Source organism: Thermosynechococcus sp. PP555 (genome assembly GCF_031583225.1).
Taxonomy (GTDB): Bacteria; Cyanobacteriota; Cyanobacteriia; order Thermosynechococcales; family Thermosynechococcaceae; genus Thermosynechococcus.
On sequence record NZ_CP134168.1, the window covers coordinates 557618 to 578347 of the forward strand.

At 54.3% G+C, this 20730-nt stretch carries 16 protein-coding genes and 1 pseudogene; 5 read left to right on the forward strand and 12 right to left on the reverse strand.

The genetic code is table 11. The annotated features are described in order from the left end of the window. Nucleotides 1-2: 2 nt before the first annotated feature. The 4 genes from RHH27_RS02555 to RHH27_RS02570 form a co-directional block, all read right to left on the reverse strand. The gene (locus RHH27_RS02555) at nucleotides 3-680 is read right to left on the reverse strand and encodes an urease accessory protein UreF (protein WP_206200941.1); all 678 of its coding nucleotides are present in this window, start codon (nucleotides 678-680) and stop codon (nucleotides 3-5) included. Further along, nucleotides 670-1104 (reverse strand): urease accessory protein UreE, encoded by a 435-nt coding sequence (gene ureE / locus RHH27_RS02560; RefSeq protein WP_302678771.1) that lies wholly within the window; start codon nucleotides 1102-1104, stop codon nucleotides 670-672. The genes RHH27_RS02555 and ureE overlap by 11 nt, the downstream gene beginning before the upstream one ends. Then, a complete protein-coding gene (locus RHH27_RS02565; protein ID WP_302678772.1) occupies nucleotides 1104-4286 on the reverse strand; it encodes an ATP-binding protein in 3183 nt (1060 codons plus the stop codon). The genes ureE and RHH27_RS02565 overlap by 1 nt, the downstream gene beginning before the upstream one ends. Nucleotides 4287-4347: 61 nt before the next feature. After that, nucleotides 4348-8973 (reverse strand): glutamate synthase-related protein, encoded by a 4626-nt coding sequence (locus RHH27_RS02570; protein WP_302678773.1) that lies wholly within the window; start codon nucleotides 8971-8973, stop codon nucleotides 4348-4350. 380 nt (nucleotides 8974-9353) lie between these two features. Here RHH27_RS02570 and gyrA point away from each other — a divergent pair, with 380 nt between their 5' ends. The 4 genes from gyrA to RHH27_RS02590 all read left to right on the forward strand — a co-directional run bounded on the left by gyrA (nucleotide 9354) and on the right by RHH27_RS02590 (nucleotide 14603). Continuing rightward, complete coding sequence (gyrA, locus tag RHH27_RS02575) at nucleotides 9354-11915, forward strand: DNA gyrase subunit A (RefSeq protein WP_302678774.1); 2562 nt, start codon at nucleotides 9354-9356, stop codon at nucleotides 11913-11915. Next, nucleotides 11912-12901 carry a hopanoid-associated sugar epimerase gene (gene hpnA, locus RHH27_RS02580; protein ID WP_206200945.1) on the forward strand — a complete coding sequence of 330 codons (990 nt, stop codon included), beginning with the start codon at nucleotides 11912-11914 and terminating at the stop codon, nucleotides 12899-12901. The genes gyrA and hpnA overlap by 4 nt, the downstream gene beginning before the upstream one ends. A 49-nt stretch (nucleotides 12902-12950) precedes the next feature. After that, on the forward strand, nucleotides 12951-14033 hold the full coding sequence (locus RHH27_RS02585; protein WP_302678775.1) for a class I SAM-dependent methyltransferase: 1083 nt from the start codon (nucleotides 12951-12953) through the stop codon (nucleotides 14031-14033). A gap of 120 nt (nucleotides 14034-14153) precedes the next feature. Next, nucleotides 14154-14603, forward strand: coding sequence for a hemerythrin family protein (locus RHH27_RS02590; protein WP_206200947.1), 450 nt, complete (start codon nucleotides 14154-14156; stop codon nucleotides 14601-14603). Nucleotides 14604-14612: 9 nt separating this feature from the next. Here RHH27_RS02590 and RHH27_RS02595 read toward each other — a convergent pair whose 3' ends face one another. The 7 genes and pseudogenes from RHH27_RS02595 to RHH27_RS02625 form a co-directional block, all read right to left on the reverse strand. Beyond that, entirely contained in the window at nucleotides 14613-16349 is a 1737-nt protein-coding gene (locus RHH27_RS02595) for a diflavin flavoprotein (RefSeq protein ID WP_302678776.1), read from the reverse strand. A 212-nt stretch (nucleotides 16350-16561) separates the two neighbouring features. After that, nucleotides 16562-16786: a hypothetical protein gene (locus tag RHH27_RS02600; RefSeq protein ID WP_302678777.1), complete on the reverse strand. Its 225-nt coding sequence runs from the start codon at nucleotides 16784-16786 to the stop codon at nucleotides 16562-16564. Between the two features lie 114 nt (nucleotides 16787-16900). After that, nucleotides 16901-17770: a DNA adenine methylase gene (locus tag RHH27_RS02605; protein ID WP_206200950.1), complete on the reverse strand. Its 870-nt coding sequence runs from the start codon at nucleotides 17768-17770 to the stop codon at nucleotides 16901-16903. After that, the gene (locus RHH27_RS02610) at nucleotides 17770-18063 is read right to left on the reverse strand and encodes a YggT family protein (protein WP_206201587.1); all 294 of its coding nucleotides are present in this window, start codon (nucleotides 18061-18063) and stop codon (nucleotides 17770-17772) included. Before RHH27_RS02610 ends, RHH27_RS02605 begins: the two co-directional genes overlap by 1 nt. A 27-nt stretch (nucleotides 18064-18090) precedes the next feature. Further along, nucleotides 18091-18414: a metal-sensing transcriptional repressor gene (locus tag RHH27_RS02615; RefSeq protein ID WP_206200951.1), complete on the reverse strand. Its 324-nt coding sequence runs from the start codon at nucleotides 18412-18414 to the stop codon at nucleotides 18091-18093. A gap of 67 nt (nucleotides 18415-18481) precedes the next feature. Continuing rightward, nucleotides 18482-18625 (reverse strand): hypothetical protein, encoded by a 144-nt coding sequence (locus tag RHH27_RS02620; protein WP_302678779.1) that lies wholly within the window; start codon nucleotides 18623-18625, stop codon nucleotides 18482-18484. Nucleotides 18626-18654: 29 nt separating this feature from the next. Next, a pseudogene (locus RHH27_RS02625) lies at nucleotides 18655-18972 on the reverse strand (helix-turn-helix domain-containing protein); the annotation flags it as partial. A gap of 323 nt (nucleotides 18973-19295) precedes the next feature. On the opposite strand from RHH27_RS02625, the gene RHH27_RS02630 reads away from it, so the two are divergent. Then, entirely contained in the window at nucleotides 19296-19751 is a 456-nt protein-coding gene (locus tag RHH27_RS02630) for a hypothetical protein (RefSeq protein WP_206200953.1), read from the forward strand. Here the strand turns inward: RHH27_RS02630 and holA are convergent. Next, complete coding sequence (holA, locus tag RHH27_RS02635) at nucleotides 19688-20695, reverse strand: DNA polymerase III subunit delta (RefSeq protein WP_302678780.1); 1008 nt, start codon at nucleotides 20693-20695, stop codon at nucleotides 19688-19690. The genes RHH27_RS02630 and holA overlap by 64 nt on opposite strands. Nucleotides 20696-20730 lie beyond the last annotated feature (35 nt).

A 20730-nucleotide genomic window follows, 5' to 3' on the forward strand; every position in this document is an offset into this window, starting at 1 on the left:
GATTAACTGCGAAATAGGCGGCAGTAGAGCGTTTCGTGCTGCATACTGGCGAGGGCTAAGCCCAAGGTACAGCTTTCTAAATCATTGTCAGTCACATTTAAGCTCTGCTGCACGGTTTGCTGAATCTGGGGCTGAAGTTGGCGCAGAAGCACTTGACCCGCCGTCTGACCAAGGGGAATCAGTTTCACCGCTGCATTGATCAGAGTAGTGACCCAACTATGGAGATAGCCTAGAAGTGCGGTTTCTAGGGGAATGTCGGCAAGGGCAGCGGCAATGCAAAAGGCAACACTGACATTCCAAGGGTAGGGCTGACCAGTCTGAAGTTCTGGCGGTAGGCGATCGAGGGCAGCGACGAGGTTGATCAATGCTGTTCCCATTTGCCAATTTTGGGCACGCAGTTCGGCGCTTTCGCGGGCAGCCGAGAGCCACGCATTCCACTGGTGAACAGCGTCAAAATCGCCCTTGGCGATCGCCCCATAGACCCGCCCCATCACTGCTGTTTCCAAGTGAGCACTGCCAAAAGCCAGTTCAAAGGTGAGCCAATCCTGTACGGCGGCTGCTGAGGTGATCTTGCCTTGGGCAATCAGGGTCTCCAAGCCCTCGGAGTAGTTAAAGCCGCCAATGGGCAAAGCGGGACTCACCCACTGCAACAAGGTTAACAGCGCTGACTCAGTGAACATGGTAGGCACCGCGCTCGGGACAAAAGGGCGCGACTTCAAACGTTACTATTAAGCCCCGCTGTTCCAGCATGGTTTGCAACACGGAATCTGCCCCCCAGCGAAGATAATCGGTGTGAATTTCCAAGGGGAGGTGGCGATTCCCAAGGTGGTAGGCGGCCTGTAGAAGGTCAAGGGGAGTGGTAGCCATCACCTTTAGCGTGGGTTCGGGTTTGGCGTGAACCGTGACGACTACTGTGCCGTCCTCGTCCTGAAGGCGATCGCCCGGCTGTAACGTCATCCCGCGCGGCAACTTCAGATAGAGAGATTCCCCCTCATCACTGTGGCAATGGAGACGACTGCGACAGCGTTCCTCTGCGGTCAATGAGAGGTGCAACTGACGGGCATTTTCCAATGTTGTAGGGCAAAGTTGCGTCAGCGTGAACATCAAACCAGCGTCAACTCGACAATTTTATCAAAGCGGAATGTTTTCACCAGTTGCTGAAGGCCTGCAATCAAGGCGGCTTCTTCGGATGGGATTTCAGCAATCAGTTCGCGAATGCGCTTGGCATTGAGCTTTTTGGCCGCTTCTTGGAGTTCAGCAATCCAAGGGCGGGGCATCACCATTAGGGCGGCTGGATCCAGCACCTGAGGACGGGGAGCACTTGCGGGGGGCAGAGCATCCTCGTAGGCATACTCTAGATTTAACTGGGCGGCGAGTCGTTCAAAAATCGTTTGCGGACGGAAGGGCTTGGCAATGTAGTCATCACAACCGAGATTCAGCAGTTCCTGTTTGTCCTGCTCAAAGCCACTGGCGGTCACCGCAAGAATTTTCGGGGCGCAGACGGCTTCGCCGCGTCGGAGGCGATCGCTCACTTCTTTCTTGATCTGTCGCGTTGCCGTTTTACCATCCATCACGGGCATGCGAATATCCATGAGAATTGCATGGGGCTGCCATTCTCGCCAGATCTGCACCGCCTCTTGACCATTGCCGGCTTCTCGACAGCGAAAGCCCACGGGTTTTAGGAGTTGGGTGAGCAGTTGGCGGTTTTCGGGAATATCATCTACCACCAGAATGCGGACTGCTGAGGTGGGCGATCGCAGGCCAACAACGGTTTGTGCCCTTTCCTCCTCTAGCGCTTGGGGATCGCCAAGGCCAATGTTGATCTCAAAGTAAAAGTGACTTCCCTGCCCCTTGGTGCTGCGCACCTGAATATCCCCCCCCATCAATTGCACAAACTGGCGACTAATGGCCAACCCCAGCCCAGTGCCTTCACTGACTTTTTTACTGCTATCGGTTTGGACAAAGGGCTGGAAGAGCATTTTCAACTCTGCCGCGGTCATGCCAATACCCGTATCACTGACTTCAAAGGCGAGTCGCGGGGGTTCTTGGGCTTTATAGCTGACCTTGAGGGAGACGCCCCCCTCTTTGGTGAATTTAATGCCATTGCCCAAGAGGTTCACCAATACTTGGCGCAGCTTCATTTCATCAGTGGTTACCGCCACCGGCAGATTGGCGGGCAAATCAAAGACCAGACGCAACCCTTTAGCTTCAGCTCGCACCTTGAGCATTTCTTCGAGGGTTTGCAGCATCCGCCGCAAATCAAAGGTGGTTTCCTGAAGCGTGATACGCCCAGCTTCAATTTTGGCCATGTCAAGGACATCGTTAATCAAACCCAAAAGGTGTTCACCGCTGCGGTTGATCTTTTCAAGGGTTTGCCGATGCTGCGGTGCAAGGGTGCGATCGCTGAGCAAAATTTGACTAAAGCCGAGAATGGCATTGAGGGGGGTGCGCAGTTCATGGCTCATGTTGGCAAGGAAAATACTTTTGGCTTTGTTGGCTGCCTCTGCTGCCTCTTTGGCCTTGAGTAACTCCCGCTCCGCTTGATGACGTTGATGGGCTGCAAGGGCGATTGTGACAATATCCGCCACATTGGAGACAAAACTGCGTTCCTCCACCAGCCAAACCCGATGCTCGCCAATACTCTCAACACAGATCACCCCCAATAATTGACCATTGAAGATGATCGGCGCATCAATCCGAGAATACACCCGCTGAAGTTTGGCATAGTCCCGCAGTTCGTGGGTGCGCGGATCCGTGAGTAAATCATTGACCACGAGGGGTTCCCCGGTGCGCAGCAGTTTCAAGTACTCTGGATAGGGGGGCTGGGTGAGGTAGGTGGATTGAGTAGGGTTGTTGGCGGCAGGGTCGTACTGGACAACACATTTGAGGCGATCGCCCTGGAGTTCCCATGCCGAAGCCCGCTGGACGCGCAGTGTTGTTGCCGTCACTTGGATAATCTCCTGCAACGCCATACGAAAGTGTCCCTGTTGCACATGGGGAGATTGGCTCAGCTGCACCAAAGCAACATTGTGGTCATGAAGTACCCGTTCTTTTTCGGTCAGTTGTCGATTGGCCGCTTCAAGGGCAGCCGTCCGGTGCGCCACTTCCTCTTCGAGGCGTTGATTAAAGCGGTGGAGTTCACTAAAACTTTCCTCTAATTGCCCTGCCATATCCACAAAGGTGCGACCGAGGTTGCCCAACTCATCCTGAGTTGCGGTGTCCACCTCAGCGGCAATGTCTAGATCACCCACTGCAATTTTGTGAGCTGCAGCATTTAGCCGCTTCAGGGGGCGCACGATGTAGCCTGTCACTCCCCAAGTCAGCAAACTAATCAAGCCAAAGGACATCCCCAAAATCCACAGACCCGCCCACGTTTCTTCATGAATAAAGTCAAGCAGTGTGTCTTCATTGATACGAATGGCCAGACTCCAGCGTGCCTCGGGAATCGGCGCATAAAAGACCCATTGGCGCTCTTGGGAAAGCCAATCAGTGACCCATTGCTGTCCCCTTTGACCCGCCACCATTGCTCTGCCTAGGGCGGCAAGATCGCCGTGGTTGTTTTCCTTGGCAATGTAAAAAATAGATTGACCAATGAACTGGACATCGTTATGAAAGATAATCCGTCCCTTGCGATCCAAGACAAAGAACTGGCCTTCTTGGAGGGCTTGAATGTTCATGGTCTGCTGCAGGCTTTCTAGAGCCACATCCACCGTGGCGACTCCCCGAATTTGACCTTGGCGGCGGAAGGGCACCGAATAGGTTACCATCCAACTATCCCCCGCACCCCGATCAAAATAGGGATCACTCCAGCGGGGCTGACCGCTTTGAATTGGCTCTGTGTACCAGTTCCATTGGGGTTGGGTGTAGTCGTAAATTGTTCCCGTATCCTTTTGCCGCCATGTGCCCCCCTGCCGATAAATATAGGGGCAAAAGAGGCGCTTGCGGGGAGAAAAGCTATAGGGAGTAAAGGCAATCGCCGATCCATAGACCAAGGGATTGACAGTGACATTGCGGCGCAAAAATGCATACAGCTGCTGTTCATCGACCTTGGGGAAGGTTTCTAGGGCATAGGCAGTGGTGGTTGCCAGTTGCGCCACCTGCGCCAGTGAGTCGTTAAATTGATCGGCGTAGAGGGACACCAGCGTTCCCTGCCACTTTTCATAATCGGCAGTACTGCGGCCAATCAGGCGCGCCCGAATGTAGAGGAAAAGGCCGGTGTAGATGACAACAATCGGCAGGAGCGTCCCCAGCAAGAGCTTATGGCGAAAGGATAGCTTGCTGAGCATGGCGGCCTCGACCTCCCTAGGCTTTCCCCTTAATTTTAGGCTGCCTAAAAAGACCAATCCTCTAGGAAAGGGGACTGAGTACTTTGCTGTCGCTGTCAGTGGCCACTTCACCCACCACTTCCGGGGTATTGGCTTCCGAAGGCGGCACCACCTGCCAGAAGAGGGGTAAATAGTGCTCCCACTGCTCCAGAATCATTGCGGCCTTGGCACTCCCCGTGCGCTCGTGGTGGGCAGTAATCAGTTGTTTGAGTTGGGCGGCACCAATGGCAGAGGTGACCCGCTGGAGTTTGACAACTTCGGGGTTGACCTTGGCGGGGAAGTTACCCGCTTCATCCAAGATGTAGGCCAAGCCACCGGTCATACCGGCACCCACATTGCGACCCGTAGTGCCCAAGACCACGACCACCCCACCGGTCATGTATTCGCAGCAGTGATCCCCTGTGCCCTCGACAACGGCAGAGGCTTTGGAGTTGCGGACAGCAAATCGTTCACCGGCGCGGCCATTGGCAAAGAGAAACCCCCCCGTGGCGCCGTAGAGACAGGTGTTGCCAATAATCACATTCTCCGCAGCCGCATAGGGAGCATTGGCCGGCGGCTTGATAATGATTTCACCCCCATGCATCCCTTTGCCGACATAGTCATTGGCTTCGCCGGTGAGGTTGAGGATCATCCCCGGCAGATTGAAGGCGCCAAAGCTCTGGCCAGCGCTGCCTCGGAAGTGGAGGGTAATCTGACCTTCAAAACCCGTGTTGCCATACTTTTTGGCAATGGCACCCGCGATGCGTGCCCCGACAGTGCGATCGGTGTTGACAATGGGCAGCTCTAATTCAACGGTTTGCTGTTTCTCAATGGCGGCTTGCACCTCTGGGCGTGCCAAAATTTCATCATCGAGAACGGCACCGTTACTGTGCACTGTTTCGTGCTGCAACCACTGGCGATCGTGCCGCGTGTCGGGCAGCTTCGTCAAGCAATCCAGATTTAGGGGTGCAGTTTTTGCAAGGGTAACATCCTGGCGCGGTACCAGCAAATCCGCCCGGCCAATGATCTCGTTCAGGCTGCGGTAGCCCAGTTGAGCCAGAATTGAGCGCACCTCTTCGGCAATAAAGAGGAAGAAGTTCACCACATGCTCAGGCATACCGGGGAAGCGCTGGCGCAGTTCTTCTTTTTGGGTGGCCACGCCCACGGGACAGTTATTGGTGTGGCAAATCCGCGCCATGATGCAGCCCTCGGCAATCATTGCCACCGAGCCAAAGCCAAATTCCTCGGCACCCATCAAGGCCCCCATGACCACATCCCAGCCACACTTGAGGCCACCATCCACCCGCAGAATCACGCGATCGCGCAGTTGATTTTCCAAAAGAACGCGGTGCACCTCCGTCAACCCCAATTCCCACGGACTGCCAGCATGCTTAATCGAACTCAGGGGCGAAGCACCGGTGCCACCATCGTGACCGGAAATTTGAATCACGTCGGCGTTGGCTTTTGCCACCCCAGCAGCAATCGTACCAATACCAATTTCGGCCACTAGTTTCACGGAGACTTGCGCTTGGGGATTGATCTGGTGCAGATCAAAGATCAGTTGCGCCAAATCCTCAATGGAGTAAATGTCATGGTGGGGCGGCGGCGAAATTAAGGACACGCCCGGCTTTGATCGCCGCAGCATAGCAATGTAGGGGCTGACTTTCGTGCCTGGCAGTTGACCGCCTTCCCCCGGTTTCGCGCCCTGGGCAATCTTGATTTCAATTTGCTGGGCATTGATCAGGTACTCTGGAGTAACGCCAAAGCGCCCAGAGGCCACCTGTTTAATGGCGGAACTGGCGGTATCACCGTTGCGCAAGCCCCGCAGATGGGGAAATTGGGGAGAGTGCCCCTCAGCATCCACATCCGTCAGCACTTGGAAGCGAATCGGATCTTCGCCCCCCTCGCCAGAGTTGGATTTACCGCCAAGGCGGTTCATAGCGATCGCCAGCACCTCATGGGCTTCCCGCGAGAGGGCACCCAAGGACATCCCCCCTGTGCAGAAGCGTTTGACAATTTCACTGGCGGGTTCAACCTCTTCGAGGGGAATACTGGGGCGATCGCTCTGGAAGTCCAGCAGATCCCGCAGTGCCGTGGGTACCCGACCGGTGAGTTGACGGCGATAGACCTCGTAATGGTCATAGCTATTGCTGCTCACGGCTTTGTGGAGTGCCTTGGCCATCTCCGGATTATTCATGTGGTACTCGCCACCGGGACGGAATTGGACAAAGCCAAAGTTCTCCAGTTTCTTGGCGGTGAGTTTGGGGAAGGCCTTGTGGTGAAAAGCAATTGTTTCTTGAGCCAAGTCTTGAAGCGTCAGACCCCCCACCCGCGACGTAGTGCCAATGAAGGCCTTGTTGAGCAGGTCATCACCAATACCAATGGCCTCAAAAATTTGGGCACCGCGATAGCTAGCAATCAGAGAAATCCCCATCTTGGAGAGGATTTTTAGGAGTCCCTCCTCGACCGCTTTGCGATAGTTGGCCTGCACCTGTTGCAGTGTCAGTTGCGGCAGTTTGCCCTTGGCCATCAGGTTTTGGGTGCGATCGCTATGCCACCACTGGCGAATTGTTTCCCATGTCAAGTAGGGACACACTGCTCCGGCGCCATAGCCAATCAGGCAGGCAAAGTGATGGGTACTCCAGCATTGGGCTGTTTCCACGACAAGGGAGACGCGACGGCGAATGCCTTGGGCAATCAAATGGTGGTGCACTGCCCCCACCGCCAATAGGGGTGGGATATAGGACGTGTCGGCATCCAAAAGATGGGGTTCGCCAGCAAGGTTGTGGCGATCGCTGAGCACAAGGATTTCGGCGCCTCCTTTGACGGCGGCAGCGGCCTGTTCACAGAGCCGATTCACAGCGGCCTCAAGCCCCGCAGGCCCTTGGGCGATCGCAAACTGTGTCGAGAGCCGAGTGGTACCAAAGGGAGCCTTGAGAATTTCCTCTAGCTCTGCTTCATTAATGAGGGGAGAATTGAGTTGCAGCAGGCGGGCATCTTCTGGGCTTTCAACGAGCAAATTCCCCCGCGCACCAAGGCGAGTCACCAAGGACATCACCAGTTTTTCCCGCAGCGGATCAATGGCCGGATTGGTGACCTGGGCAAAGCGCTGCTTGAAGTAGTCGTAGAGTAGGTGGGGTTGTTGCGACAGCACCGCCAAGGGAATGTCATCCCCCATGCAGAAGGTGGGTTCCTTGCCATCCTTGGCCATGACCTCAATGATCATTTCCACATCTTCGGCGCTGAAGCCAAAGGCCATTTGCTGTTGTAGGCAGGTTTGGCTTTCGAGGGTGGGGGTTTCGCCATAGGGTTGAGGGGCAAGTTCTTGGCGATAGGTTTTCAGCCATTCGCCGTAGGGTTGCTGCTGTGCCACCCGCTGTTTGATTTCCCAGTTGGTGAGCAGCTCTTGGTGTTCTAAGTCAACGGCAATCATCTGCCCAGGGCCAAGGCGGCCTTTTTCAATCACCGTTGCTTCATCAATTTGAATGCTGCCCGCCTCGGAAGAGACAATCACCAGATCGTCATTAGTGAGGGTGTAGCGTGCAGGTCGCAGGCCATTGCGATCAAGGGTGGCGCCGACAATTTTGCCATCAGCAAAGGCCACTAGTGCTGGACCATCCCACGCCTCTTGAAGGCCACTGTAGTATTCGTAAAAGTCCACCACCTCGGGGTGATCCGCCAAATCGGGCTGGTTTTGATAGGCCTCGGGAATCAGCATCATCATTGCCTGCAGGGGCTGCCGTCCCGATTGCACCAGCAATTCCAGCACATTGTCGAGGTTGGCGGAGTCACTATTTTCGGCATTGACAATGGGCATGAGATCCGCAAAGGCTTCGCCCCAATAGGGATGGCTCAGTTGGGCGGCTCGTGCCCGCATCCAGTTGATATTCCCCAAGAGGGTATTGATTTCGCCGTTGTGTCCCAGCATCCGCATCGGTTGCGCCAAGGGCCACTTAGGCATGGTGTTGGTGCTAAAGCGGCGGTGATAAAGGGCAAAGGGGGTGATGTAGTTGGGGTTGCGCAAATCCTCATAAAACTGGGCCAGTACTGCCGAGCGCACCATGCCCTTATAGACAATGGTGCGGGTGGAAAAGGAACAGATATAGAAGTCCTGTCGCCAGTCCGCCTTGATTTGGGCGATCGCCCGCTCAATGCGCTTGCGCGCTAAGTAGAGCTGCCGCTCCAGTTCATCACCACTGGCTTTACTGGAAGCCACAAAGAGCTGTTCAATTTGGGGCTGATTTTGCCTTGCTTGGCGCCCTAAAACACTGGGATTCACGGGCACTGCTCGCCAGCCCAACAGGCGCAGTTCATTTTCACTGAGCACCCGTTCCACAATCCCCTTTGCCGCTGCCGTTGCCGCCCCTTGGGGCAAAAAGATCATCGCCACCCCAATCCGCTGCCGCGGCACGCCAAACTCCGGCAACAACTCCCACGGAATCGCCGTCATGATGCCAGCCCCATCCCCAGAGTCGCGATCGGCACTACAGCCCCCGCGGTGTTCAAGGCAGGTCAATCCCTCAAGGGCTTGGGTCAAGATGCGATGACTAGCTATCCCCTTGCGATGGGCAACAAAACCCACACCACAGGCATCTCGCTCGGCCACAAGCCAAGGCTGTCCATGGTAACCAACTTGATGCACGGGGGAAGAAAAGGCGGATTGTTGCATGGGTCTGAAAGCGTTCAATCGACTGAGGGGTCTAACGTTGTCTTGACAACAGCAACCAGCTCTAGGGACTGAAAAACGCCACGACTCGAAGGGAGGAGCCAAGGCGACAGTATACAGAGATTAGAGAGGGCTGGTGATGGAGCAACGTATAGGGTCTTTCGCTATTATAGGGGCTTCGCTTGGATCCAGAAACGCCAAAGCAAGAGATTGTTAAGGTTTGGCCATAGGAGCCGGCAAACCAGCGATCGCTGAGGCTGACTTGAGGGCTAGAACGCCGCAGCAGAGAGGGGTTAAGGTTGGCGTTTAGGCTGGCGTGATATCATTAAATTTTCCAACTGAACAACAAGGCTTCCCGATTAATTGCTTGGTAAAACACGCCCATGAGCTTTGCTGCTGATTCTTCTCGGATCATTCCCACTGAGTTGCGGGACGAAATTTCGCGCTCGTACCTTGAATATGCCATGAGCGTTATTGTTGGGCGTGCCCTTCCCGATGCCCGCGATGGTCTCAAACCCGTACACCGCCGCATTCTCTATGCCATGCATGAGTTGGGGCTGACCAGCGATCGCCCCTTCCGCAAATGTGCCCGTGTGGTGGGGGAAGTGCTAGGGAAATATCACCCCCACGGCGATTCCGCAGTCTATGATGCCCTCGTGCGGATGGCGCAGGACTTTTCTATGCGTCACCCCCTCATTGATGGCCATGGCAACTTTGGCTCGATTGACAATGATCCGCCGGCCGCGATGCGCTACACCGAGTGTCGGCTGCAAGCCCTAGCCACAGAAGCCCTCTTGCAGGACATCGAGCAGGAAACCGTTGACTTTGTTGATAACTTTGACGGCTCGCAGCAGGAACCCCTAGTTTTACCGGCGCGGATTCCCCAGTTGCTGCTCAATGGCACCTCCGGCATTGCCGTGGGGATGGCGACGAATATCCCACCCCATAATTTGGGAGAACTGGTGGATGGGCTGGTGGCCTTAATTCATAACCCCCAGATTAGCGATCGCGAGCTAATGCGCTACATTCCGGGGCCAGATTTTCCCACTGGGGGGCATATCCTCGGCCAAGGGGGCATTGAAGAGGCCTATACCACCGGTCGCGGCTCGATGACGCTGCGGGCAGTGGCCACGATTGAAACCCTTGAAGCACCGGGTCGCCAACCCCGCGAGGCGATTATCGTGACGGAGTTGCCCTACCAAACCAACAAGGCAGCGCTGATGGAAAAAATTGCCGAGTTGGTCAACGAGAAAAAAATTGAGGGCATTGCCGATCTGCGGGACGAAAGCGATCGCGATGGCATTCGGGTGGTGATTGAGCTAAAGCGGGATGCCTACCCACGGGTGGTACTCAACAATCTCTACAAGCAAACCCCCCTACAGGTGAATTTTGGTGCCAATATGCTGGCGATCGTCAACGGCGAGCCGCAATTGCTGACCCTCAAACGCAGTTTAGAGGTGTTCCTTAGTTTCCGTGAAGCGGCGATCGCCCGCCGTACCCGCTATGCCCTGCGCAAGGCTGAAGAACGGGATCACCTGCTCCAAGGGTTGCTGGTGGCGCTGGCCAATCTCGATGCCGTGATTCAACTCATTCGCAGTGCGAGTGACACGACCCTTGCTCGTCAGCAATTGATGCAAACCTATGCCCTCAGTGAAGCCCAAGCCGATGCCATTTTGCAGATGCAACTGCGGCGCCTCACGGCCTTAGAGGCGGAAAAAATTGAGCGGGAGCACGCAGACCTTCAGCGGCAAATAGCCGATTATCGCGATATTTTGGCCAATCGCCAGCGGGTACTGGAGATTATTGAAAAAGAAGTCACCGACCTCAAGGCCAAGTTTGCCACGCCCCGCCGATCGCTGATTGTGCAAGCGGATGGCGAGATTAGCGACACCGATTTAATTGCCAACGATAAATCCGTCATTCTCGTTACCCAGCAGGGCTACATCAAGCGGATGCCCGTGGATACCTTTGAAGCCCAAAGTCGCGATGGGCGGGGACGCAAAGGGGCAGAGATTAAAGAGGATGATGCCGTTGAGCACTTCTTTAGCTGTAATGATCACGATCGCATTCTTTTCTTTAGCGATCGCGGTTTAGTCTATGCCTTGCCCGCCTACCAAATTCCCAGTGGCTCGCGCCAAGCCCGCGGCACCCCCATTGTCCAACTGCTGCCCATTCCCCGCGAGGAAAAAATTACCTCCGTCATTGCCGTCCAAGAGTTTAGGGAAGATGAGTATCTGGTGATGCTCACCCGCAAGGGCTTCATTAAGAAAACGGCGCTAGCGGCCTTTAGCAATATCCGCACCAATGGCCTGATTGCCATTTCCCTTGAGGAGGGGGATCAACTGCGGTGGGTGCGGCGTACCCGCGAAGAGGACACCATTATCATCGGCTCGCGGCAGGGCATGGCGATTCACTTTCGCGCCAGTCACGATCAACTGCGCCCCCTTGGCCGTGCCACGCGGGGGGTCAAATCCATGAGCCTGCGTCCGGGGGATGAACTAGTGGGGATGGATATTCTGCCGGCGGCGATCGCCAACCGTTTTGCTACCCCCCCGGAGGATGACAGTGCCGAGATGGAAGACGTTGAGGAGACGGTGGCGCACAGTGAAGGCCCTTGGGTACTGGTGATTACCACCAATGGCTACGGCAAGCGGGTACCCGTGCAACAGTTTCGGCTGCAAAACCGCGCCGGCATGGGCATTACCGCCACCAAATTCAAAGCCAAAAGTAACGAGGATCAACTGGCGGCTCTGCGGATTGTCAATGCCGAGGATGAATTGATGATTGTCACCAGTCGCGGCATCATTATTCGCCAAAAGGTGATGGATATTTCCTCGCAGTCGCGATCGGCCACGGGCGTCCGTCTGCAACGCCTAGATGAGGATGATGTGATTGTCACGGCAGCCGTCTTGCCCCCCGGTAGCATGGAGGCTGAGGAAGATTGAGCACCACCGCCTTTCTCACGGGTGCCAGTGGCTTTGTCGGTACCCATGTGGCACAAGTCCTTGCCGAGAGGGGGTATCGTGTCCGTGCCCTTGTGCGCCAACCGCAGCAGGCTGCCCATCTCAAAGCGTGGGATGTGGCGTTGGTGCAGGGGGATCTCCGCACCAGTGACTTAGTGCCCTTGATGCAAGGGTGCCAAGTGCTCTTCCATGTTGCCGCCCATTACAGTCTGTGGCGGCGCGATCGCCCCCTCCTCTATGCCGTCAATGTGGAGGGCACCCGTCGCATCTTAGCTGCTGCCCGTGAGGCTGGCATTGAGCGCACCGTTTACACCAGTTCCGTGGCCGCCATTGGTGTGGATCCCAGTGGCCAACCCACCACCGAAGCCTACCAAAGCCCCCCCGAAAAGCTGATTAGCGAGTACAAGCGCTCCAAGTACTGGGCAGAGCAGGTGGCTCACGCGGCAATCCGCCAAGGGCAAGATATTGTCATTGTCAATCCCAGTACCCCCATTGGCCCTTGGGATGCGAAGCCCACCCCCACTGGCGAGATGATCCTGCGTTTTTTGCGGCGACAGATGCCCTTTTATGTCAACACGGGGTTGAACCTGATCCATGTGCGGGATGTGGCGATCGGTCATCTCTTAGCCTTGGAAAAGGGCAAAACCGGTGAACGCTACATCCTTGGCCACCACAACCTCACACTGGCAGAAATTCTAGGACGCCTAGCCACGATAACTGGATTGCCGCGTCCCCTTGGCGAAATTCCTGTGGTGATTCCCCTCGTAGTAGCTTGGTTCGATGAAGTGGTGCTGGGGGCTTTGGGCAAACAACCAACCATCCCCGTTGACGGAGTGCGCATGGCACAGCAAAAAATGTTTTACGATGCCCGCAAAGCCGTGGCCGAATTGGGCTTGCCCCAGACGCCAATTGAGGAGGCGCTCCGAGACGCCGTGGCTTGGTACCGTGAACGCGGCTACTGCCCCTAGGGTTTGCGATATAGTGAGGAATGGAAATTATGAAGTTTAGTTAAGAACTATGCTGGTTGCGCCCTTTACCTCGCAGTTGCCGCTTGTGGAAGAGACGCTTCATCGTGGCTACCAAGCCCTGCAATGGGGCAAAAACATTTTCGCGATCGCCCACAAAACCCTGAGTGCTCGTCTTCTCAATACTCTCTTTCCCACCGAAGAGCGGACGCAACCCCTCAGCCCTGAGTTGCAAGCATGGCTCAAGGAACGTTATGAAGCCCTACTCCAGCAGGATTGGCAGGATGCGGTGGCTGGCTTGTATCCCCCCACACTTCTCTTTGATGCCCCTTGGGAAGAATTTTTGCGCTTTTATCCGGTACTGTGGCTAGATTTGCTGCAGATGTGGCAGCGGGCGCGATCGCGCCAATTTCAGGAATTTGCCAAGGACGTGCGCCTTGAGGACTATCCGCAGTATTATCGCCAAAACTTCCACTACCAAACCGATGGCTACCTCAGTGAGACCTCGGCCAACCTCTACGATCTGCAAGTGGAGCTGCTCTTTGGCGGTACGGCAGATGCGATGCGGCGGCGCGTGATTGCTCCCATTGCCCAACATTTTGCCACTCATCCTCCTACGCCACCTGTACGCATTCTCGATGTTGCCTGTGGCACCGGTCGCACCCTAAAACAACTGCGCTATGGCTTCCCCAAAGCAGCCCTCTTTGGCATTGATTTGTCCCCTACCTACTTGCGCAAAGCCAACTCCCTACTGGCCACCCAGACCGGGGATTTGCCACAACTCATTCAAGGGAATGCCGAAAGCTTGCCCTACGTGGACAACTACTTTAGCGCCGTCACCTGTGTCTTTCTCTTCCATGAACTGCCCGCCCCAGTGCGCCAAAACGTGATCAATGAATGTGCCCGCGTTCTCCAGCCGGGGGGTGTCTTTGTCATCTGTGACTCGATTCAAGCCCTGGATTCCCCAGAGCAGCGCCCGATGATGGAAAACTTTGCCAACCTTTTCCACGAGCCCTTTTACCGGAATTACATTGAAGATGATCTCAACATCCGCTTAGAAAAAGCAGGCCTAGTGGTCAAAGAGGTGCAGCACCACTTTATGAGTAAGTATTGGGTGGCCGTTAAGCCTTCTTAGCCCAAAGGTACCAGTCCGCTACACTTTGTAACGGTGCCCACCTCCTGCGATGCGGGGCTGCTAGGCTGAACACAGTATGTCAAAATGTCTTTTCCCTGTGGCAGTCTGGAGGGTTAATTGATGGATGGGCTGGCATGGCAAGCGGAGTTTGTCTCTGGCTTGGCGGAAATCGATCAGGAACATCAGGCACTGCTGGCGATGTTACAGCAGTTACGCTCGGCGATCGCTGAGGGAGCAACCTTTTCGCAAGTGAAGCCGCAATTACTAGAGTGCGCCAGCGAAACAGAACGCCACTTCCAGCACGAAGAAACTCTGATGGCTGCTGCCAACCATCCCCTCTATCTCTCCCACCGTGCGGCTCACCAAAATCTGCTACGGGATTTGAGTGGGGTGCTTGAGCAGGTGCAGGGTCATCCCGAAAAGCTGACACCAGAGACGATTGAGGCGATTGGTGCTCTAGTCGTGCGCCATATTCGCGAAGAAGATCTGCCAATGCTCTACCTGCTCACCCATCCCGAGGAGCTAGCACAGCAACAAGCGGCTGAGTTGACGGCGGAAACTGCCTTTTAGATCTCGGGACTAACCACTGGTTTTGCGATGTTGGATGGCCGTTAAGCCACTGGTTTGCAGCAATTCACCACTCTCGACCACGGCATAGATCAGCGAGTGGTTGCCACAGTTCATGCGGGACTCTACCGTACATTCCAAATAGGCAAGGGCATCGAGCAAAATCGGGGCACCACTCTCAGCGCTTTTGAGGCCAAGGGTGGCTAATTGTTGCTCACCAAGGCGTTGTGCCTGCTGAAATTGGCGAACGAGGGGACTGCCTTCCTTGAGAATATTCAAGACAAAGCGATCGCCCACCAAGCAGAGGCTTTCTGCCCATTCCTGCGGCAAGGACACTGTGATACCGGGGGGATTAAACGAGGCTTGGGAGACCGACGACACCAAAATCGCTGCCGCTTGGGTGAGGTGAAAACACCCTTCCGGTAGGGTGGTCAGAACACACAGGGAACCCACGACCCGATTCACTGCCTGCTCGGTGCGATCCACCTGTGCCTCGACGAGACTGGGGGGGCGGACGGTGCGACTCTTGCGCAGTTTCTTCAGGGCTTGGGCAAACTCGTTGGCGGCAATTTGGCATTTTTCAAGATCGCTCGCCGTGGGGGTAAACTTCACCCGCAGCGTTTCAAAGCCAAGGGTATAACCAGCATCAAGCAACTTTTGTTCAATGTCATCAATGGCCTCACCACTCCAGCCGTAGGAGCCAAAGACCCCCGCTAACTTTGTTTTGCTGCCCTCCGCCAAAATAAACCCCAAGGCGGTCTGCACCTGTGTCGGCATGTGTCCCCCTAGGGTGGGCGAGCCAATAATAAAGCCGTCGCTACTGTGGATCAGGGCTTGCATTTCTGCTGGGGGTGTGGTTTCACAGTTAATGGCCTCCACTTGCACACCGGCTGCCGTTAGGGCTTGGGCGATCGCGTTGGCTAGAATTGCTGTATTGCCATAGGCAGAGGCATAGAAAAGTGCTACCTTGGTGTCCTGTTCCGTTTGGGCTTGGCACCAGTCGCGATAGTCCTGAAAGAGGCGGCTACGGCTAAACTTGACGATCGGGCCGTGGGCGGGGGCATAGAGGCGCGGTGGCGGTGTCAGTTCTACCAAGCGATCCAAAATGCTTTCCACTTGGCGGGTTTGCGCCGCATGCAAACATTCAAAGTAGTAGGCACGATCCGCATCGAGTTTTTTCCACTGCTCATCGTAGAGGCTATCGCCACAGACATGGGCACCAAAGAGCTTATCGGTAAACACAATTTGATTCTGAGGATCAACGGTAATCAAGCCATCGGGCCAGCGGGGCGTAGCAGCAGCAATAAACTCCAGTTGGCGATCGCCCCCTAACTCTAGGGGTGTTTCCGCACGGGGAATCCAGAGATTCAATTGCTCGCCAAGGGTGGAGCGCAAGGTTACTGCCCCTGCCTTAGAGCAGACGATAATGATCTGGGGCGCTTTTTCCAGCAAAACCTTGACGGTCGCCAGACGGTTGGAGTTGACATGACTGAGAATCAGGTACCGCAGTTGACTCAGATCAATGTGCTGCTGGAGTTCCTGCAAATAAATTTGGGTAAAGGATTCCCCTGGCGGATCCAGCAGGGCGGGTTGGGGTGCTCGGATCAGGTAGGAATTGGAGGTGGTTCCCTGCTGACGGCCGTACTCCACTTCAAACTTCAGCCGATCCCAAGTGCGCGATCGCAAGACCAAAACCCCGGCCGCAATTTCTGCGACTTGAACATCACGGGGACGAGTTTCCGTGAGCATTGGACACCTCCTGAAAACCTATCTGCGGTACTGCTATCGAAAATATCGAAATAGCACTGCCACTATAACGTAGTTTAATCGCCTAGGGAATTACCAGTAAAATTTTTATTGTTGATCATTGATGTTTTATTTGATCATTTTTCAAATCGCAGGGTTATTAAGAAGGCTATTAAGTAATTGGAATTCAAGAAATTGGTTAACGCTTAAAAACTTTAATAATTTTTTAATCTTATCAAATAAATAGATTCAATATTATGGTTTTTAATCTTTGTTTTTATATTTGCTTTATAATACCAATTCAATTTGAAGATAGGGTTAATAAAGGCTGTGTAATGAATGACCAGCCCGTCAAAGAACGAATCACTGCCGTCGTCAGTTGTAACAATACAGCTTGCAGGTTTTGACGCAGGGCTTCCAGCGCCTCGAACGACTGCCATGCTCATGCTGCTCCATGGGATTGACCTTGGGGGCAAACACAGGCACAACATTCCGTGGCTTCTTGAGTGATATTCATGAATTTTTGAGTATAGCTTATCCCTCTTAAAAATATCTCACTCCCTTTCGAAATAGCCATAGGTGACAACCAGCAGCTCGCTAATCTTACCGCGTTTGTGGCGATTGGAGTTGATCACACGGCTGGCCTTGAGTTCAATACAGCGCCAAGAGCGATACAGGTGCAGCATGGGTTCAACCCAAGCATTGCTAAGCATGACGTAGCATCCCCGTTGAGCCAACTCAGCGACAACGTTGGCCAGGGCAATCTGTTCTGCCTCGCCAAAGGGCTGATCAGTGTAACTGGTGAAGCTGGCTGTTTTAGAAAGAGGATAGTAAGGTGGATCAAAGTAGATAAAATCCCCCGCCGTTGCCCAAGTTAAGACCTCTTGAAAATCCGCCACACTCAATGTCACCTTTTGCAGAGCAAGGCTCGCTTGGCGCAGAGCCTCTGGATCAAAAATTTGGGGATTGCGATAACGACCCATGGGAACGTTGAACTGCCCGGCACGATTAACACGATAGAGGCCGTTAAAACAGGTTTTGTTCAGATAGATGAAGCGAGCTGCTCGCGTGAGGGGATCAAGTTGCTGCTGATCTAAGCTACGAATGTGGTAGTAAAAAGCTTCGCTGTGCTGTTGGCGATATGCCGTGAGTTCTTGAATTAAGTCCTCCACGCGATCGCGCACAATTTGGTAGCAGTTCATTAGTTCAGGGTTGCGATCGCTCAACCGCACCTGCTGAAACTGAAATTCCCCCTGTTGGGCTTGGCCAAAGAGATACCAGTAGAGCGCTGCACTGCCACAAAACGGCTCAGCATAACAGCGACATTGATGGGGTAAATAGGGAGCCATTTGGCTCAACAATTGCGACTTGCCCCCCGCCCACTTGAGAAATGGCTTCGGGCTGAGGATCGTTGTTGTCCCCACTAGACCGGTGGAAACAGGATGAACAACAGTCCCTGCTGCCCCACGAGCAATTCCCGTAGGAGCGTGACAATACCCACCCAGATAATGGGACTAATATCCACTCCCCCAAGGGGCGGCACAACGCGGCGAGTTGGTGCCAGCACAGGCTCTGAAAGCCAGTAAATCACTTTCAATGGCCCTTGGGTGAGGTTAATCTGGGGGTACCACGTGAGGACAATCCGCACCAGAAAGATCAGGGTAAAAATGGCGAGGATGATTCCCAGTACCCAATTGATGACAACAACCACAGGCATTGGCATCGCTTACACTATCCCAAATCATTATCCCAAAAAATGATCAAGGGCAGCTTTAAGTTCTGCGAGTTCCTGATCAATGCGTCCCTCTTGAGCGGCACGAGTCACACATTCATTCAAATGCTCATCGAGAATCAGCCGTGCCACCCGATCCAACGCTCCCCGCACTGCGGCAATTTGAATCAGTACCTCTGGGCAAGGGCGACTATCCTGAACCATCGTTTTGATACCACGCACGTGCCCTTCAATGCGCGAGAGCCGATTGACGATCGCCCGCAGCGATTCCTCACTGTGATGATGGGGATGGGAATGCAGGGAAGGGGAAGAATGGGAATGGAATTCAGTGCCCACGGCAAATAGTCCTAAACAATCAGTACAACAATCAACCTATTCAACAGAATATTCAACAGATTAGGAACTAGGGTTGTGTTGCTCCCTGTTGAAAATAATGTCTTAAATTCACTAAGCGTTGGCGATTCATAGCCGCCGGTTGTTGGCGCTGAGCAGGGCTGAGAACTTGTTGGACTTCTAAAGCAGCCGCAAAATGTGTTCGTTGCAGCATCTCCCGTAAGCTCATCACCAATGCCGCCGCTCAAACGCTTGGTCTAGCCGCTTCAAGACTTGCTGCAATGCTTGGGCGTTAACCGACGCTAAATCAGGGTTGAACTGCTTTGCTTCAGTCAATCGTTGGCACTGCACGTTGAAGCTGGGGTAAGGGGCATCCGCTGGGATGATGTACTCGCTACGCACAGAGCAGGCATTGACTGGACATTTGCGCGAAGCAATCCAGTCTTTGCGTTCCCTCAGCGGATCATTCCAAACTTGGCGACACACGTCTAGATCGTGGTCGATCTGCTTGGCCTGCTGCTGGGTTAGTTTGAGTTTGTACTCGTACGTCAGGGTGAGCATGAGTGCATTATAGCGATTAGTCACGCCCGATGTTCGGTGCTAGCTCAATATATCCAGCAACAAGCTGAGATTGAGTGGCTGCTCCCTGCGGTCGCCCGCCGCCTCACCACCACCTAACCGCTTTGCGGTATAGACGGAGCACTGCGGCGAATTTTGGTAGCAAACTTGCTAGCTGCGCTTGGTTTTGGCCATGAATGTGACGGCTCTTTCCTAAATTTTCAAGTGGGCGTTTGCCTTGGACGTCACTCCCGTAACTGTTGTCCCTAGGAAAGTCGTGATAGTATCGGGACACATCCCCCGCAGGATTCAGTGGACGAACCAACGTGACAGAACCAATTTTTTGGTTGGCGGTGTCACTGGTATTAGTGGCCGTATGCTTGGCAGCCGTTCTGGTTGCTGCGATTCCGGCGTTTATGGAATTGGCACGGGCGGCGCGCAGTGCCGAAAAGCTCTTTGATACCTTGGGGCGTGAATTGCCCCCTACCCTAGAAGCAATTCGCTTGACAGGTCTAGAGATTAGCGATCTCACCGACGACATTAGCCAAGGGGTAGAAAGTGCAGGCAATGTCGTCAAGCAGGTGGATCAAGGAATTGCAGCGGCAAAACGCCAAGTTCAAGAGGCGAAAGTGACCACCCGTAGTGTTTTTGCCGGGGTAAAAGCCGCATGGCAAACGTGGAATCGTCCCAGTCGCAAACCTTCGCGGTTGCCGCCGAGTCAATTGTCACCGCCGCCCGAGCGATCGCCCCAAGAACGCCGTGAGCAGGCCAAGGAAAGCTGAATCATCCCTTGGCGTAGAGTCGCCACTGGCTCAGCCCCTAGCTTGAGTTGATACTCCGTGGTTAAGAGAATCTGCAAACAGGCTTGAAGGGCCGGCAAAGCAACAGCGTTCACTTCTTTTTGCAGGAAATAGACCCGTTTCGGATTTCCCACTTCGGCGAGCTTGGCAATGCGTTGATGGTCGCGCTCATGGCTGAGCAACTTGACCCACAACCAGGTGCGAAATTGTTTCGTCAGGGTGGCCAAAAGGCGCAAGGGGGGTTCATTTTGGAGTAGCAAGTCCTCCAGTTGGCTCAGGGCAGTGGCTGTGTCTCCCCGCAGCAGCGTACTGGCAAGGGTGAGGCTACTTTGTTGGGTGGCATGAACAAGGGTGGTGATGTCTTCAGCGGTAAGGGGGCGATCGCCCGCAAACAAGGCCAATTTTTCTAATTCATTGTGGAGTTGGCGACTGTCATTGCCCACGGCTTCGGCAAGCAGTTGTATTCCTTCTGGGGGCAGGCGGACTGGATAGCGTTGAGTCGCCTCACGGATTTGCTGTTCAATCTCAGCGGTTTTCCAAGCGGCAATCGGACTAAATTCCTGAATCTTGCCATGCTGTTGCAGCAGCTTGACGGCTTTACTGCGGCTGTCGGGTTTTTGGCGACTGGTAAGAAGAAAATGACAGTTCGGGGGAATTTGTGGCAAGGTGAGTTCTAAATCTGCGAGTAGTTCCGCACTACAGCGTTGACCTAGCGTTGTATTCACTAGCCACACCAAGCGATCGCCTTCTCCAAAGGGCGGCGTCATCACCTGCGCCAACGCGGCTTGAACGGCCTCAGCATCCTCCCCAGCAAATTTTTCGAAGTTAAAACTCTCCCACAGGGGATCGACCACTTGTTGCCGTAGGTCTTTCACGGCCTGCTCGAGTCGGAATTGATCCTCCCCCCAATAGAAGTAAACGGGCATGATGCGGAAATTTTCCCTTATCCACTAGGATAAAG

What these genes read in the sequence shown, in the direction of transcription:
- RHH27_RS02555 (WP_206200941.1), bottom strand. Translation starts at nt 680, where the DNA reads ATGTTCACTGAGTCAGCGCTGTTAACCTTGTTGCAGTGGGTGAGTCCC.
- ureE (WP_302678771.1), bottom strand. Translation starts at nt 1,104, where the DNA reads ATGTTCACGCTGACGCAACTTTGCCCTACAACATTGGAAAATGCCCGT.
- RHH27_RS02565 (WP_302678772.1), bottom strand. Translation starts at nt 4,286, where the DNA reads ATGCTCAGCAAGCTATCCTTTCGCCATAAGCTCTTGCTGGGGACGCTC.
- RHH27_RS02570 (WP_302678773.1), bottom strand. Translation starts at nt 8,973, where the DNA reads ATGCAACAATCCGCCTTTTCTTCCCCCGTGCATCAAGTTGGTTACCAT.
- gyrA (WP_302678774.1), top strand. Translation starts at nt 9,354, where the DNA reads ATGAGCTTTGCTGCTGATTCTTCTCGGATCATTCCCACTGAGTTGCGG.
- RHH27_RS02585 (WP_302678775.1), top strand. Translation starts at nt 12,951, where the DNA reads ATGCTGGTTGCGCCCTTTACCTCGCAGTTGCCGCTTGTGGAAGAGACG.
- RHH27_RS02590 (WP_206200947.1), top strand. Translation starts at nt 14,154, where the DNA reads ATGGATGGGCTGGCATGGCAAGCGGAGTTTGTCTCTGGCTTGGCGGAA.
- RHH27_RS02595 (WP_302678776.1), bottom strand. Translation starts at nt 16,349, where the DNA reads ATGCTCACGGAAACTCGTCCCCGTGATGTTCAAGTCGCAGAAATTGCG.
- RHH27_RS02600 (WP_302678777.1), bottom strand. Translation starts at nt 16,786, where the DNA reads ATGGCAGTCGTTCGAGGCGCTGGAAGCCCTGCGTCAAAACCTGCAAGC.
- RHH27_RS02610 (WP_206201587.1), bottom strand. Translation starts at nt 18,063, where the DNA reads ATGCCTGTGGTTGTTGTCATCAATTGGGTACTGGGAATCATCCTCGCC.
- RHH27_RS02620 (WP_302678779.1), bottom strand. Translation starts at nt 18,625, where the DNA reads ATGCTGCAACGAACACATTTTGCGGCTGCTTTAGAAGTCCAACAAGTT.
- holA (WP_302678780.1), bottom strand. Translation starts at nt 20,695, where the DNA reads ATGCCCGTTTACTTCTATTGGGGGGAGGATCAATTCCGACTCGAGCAG.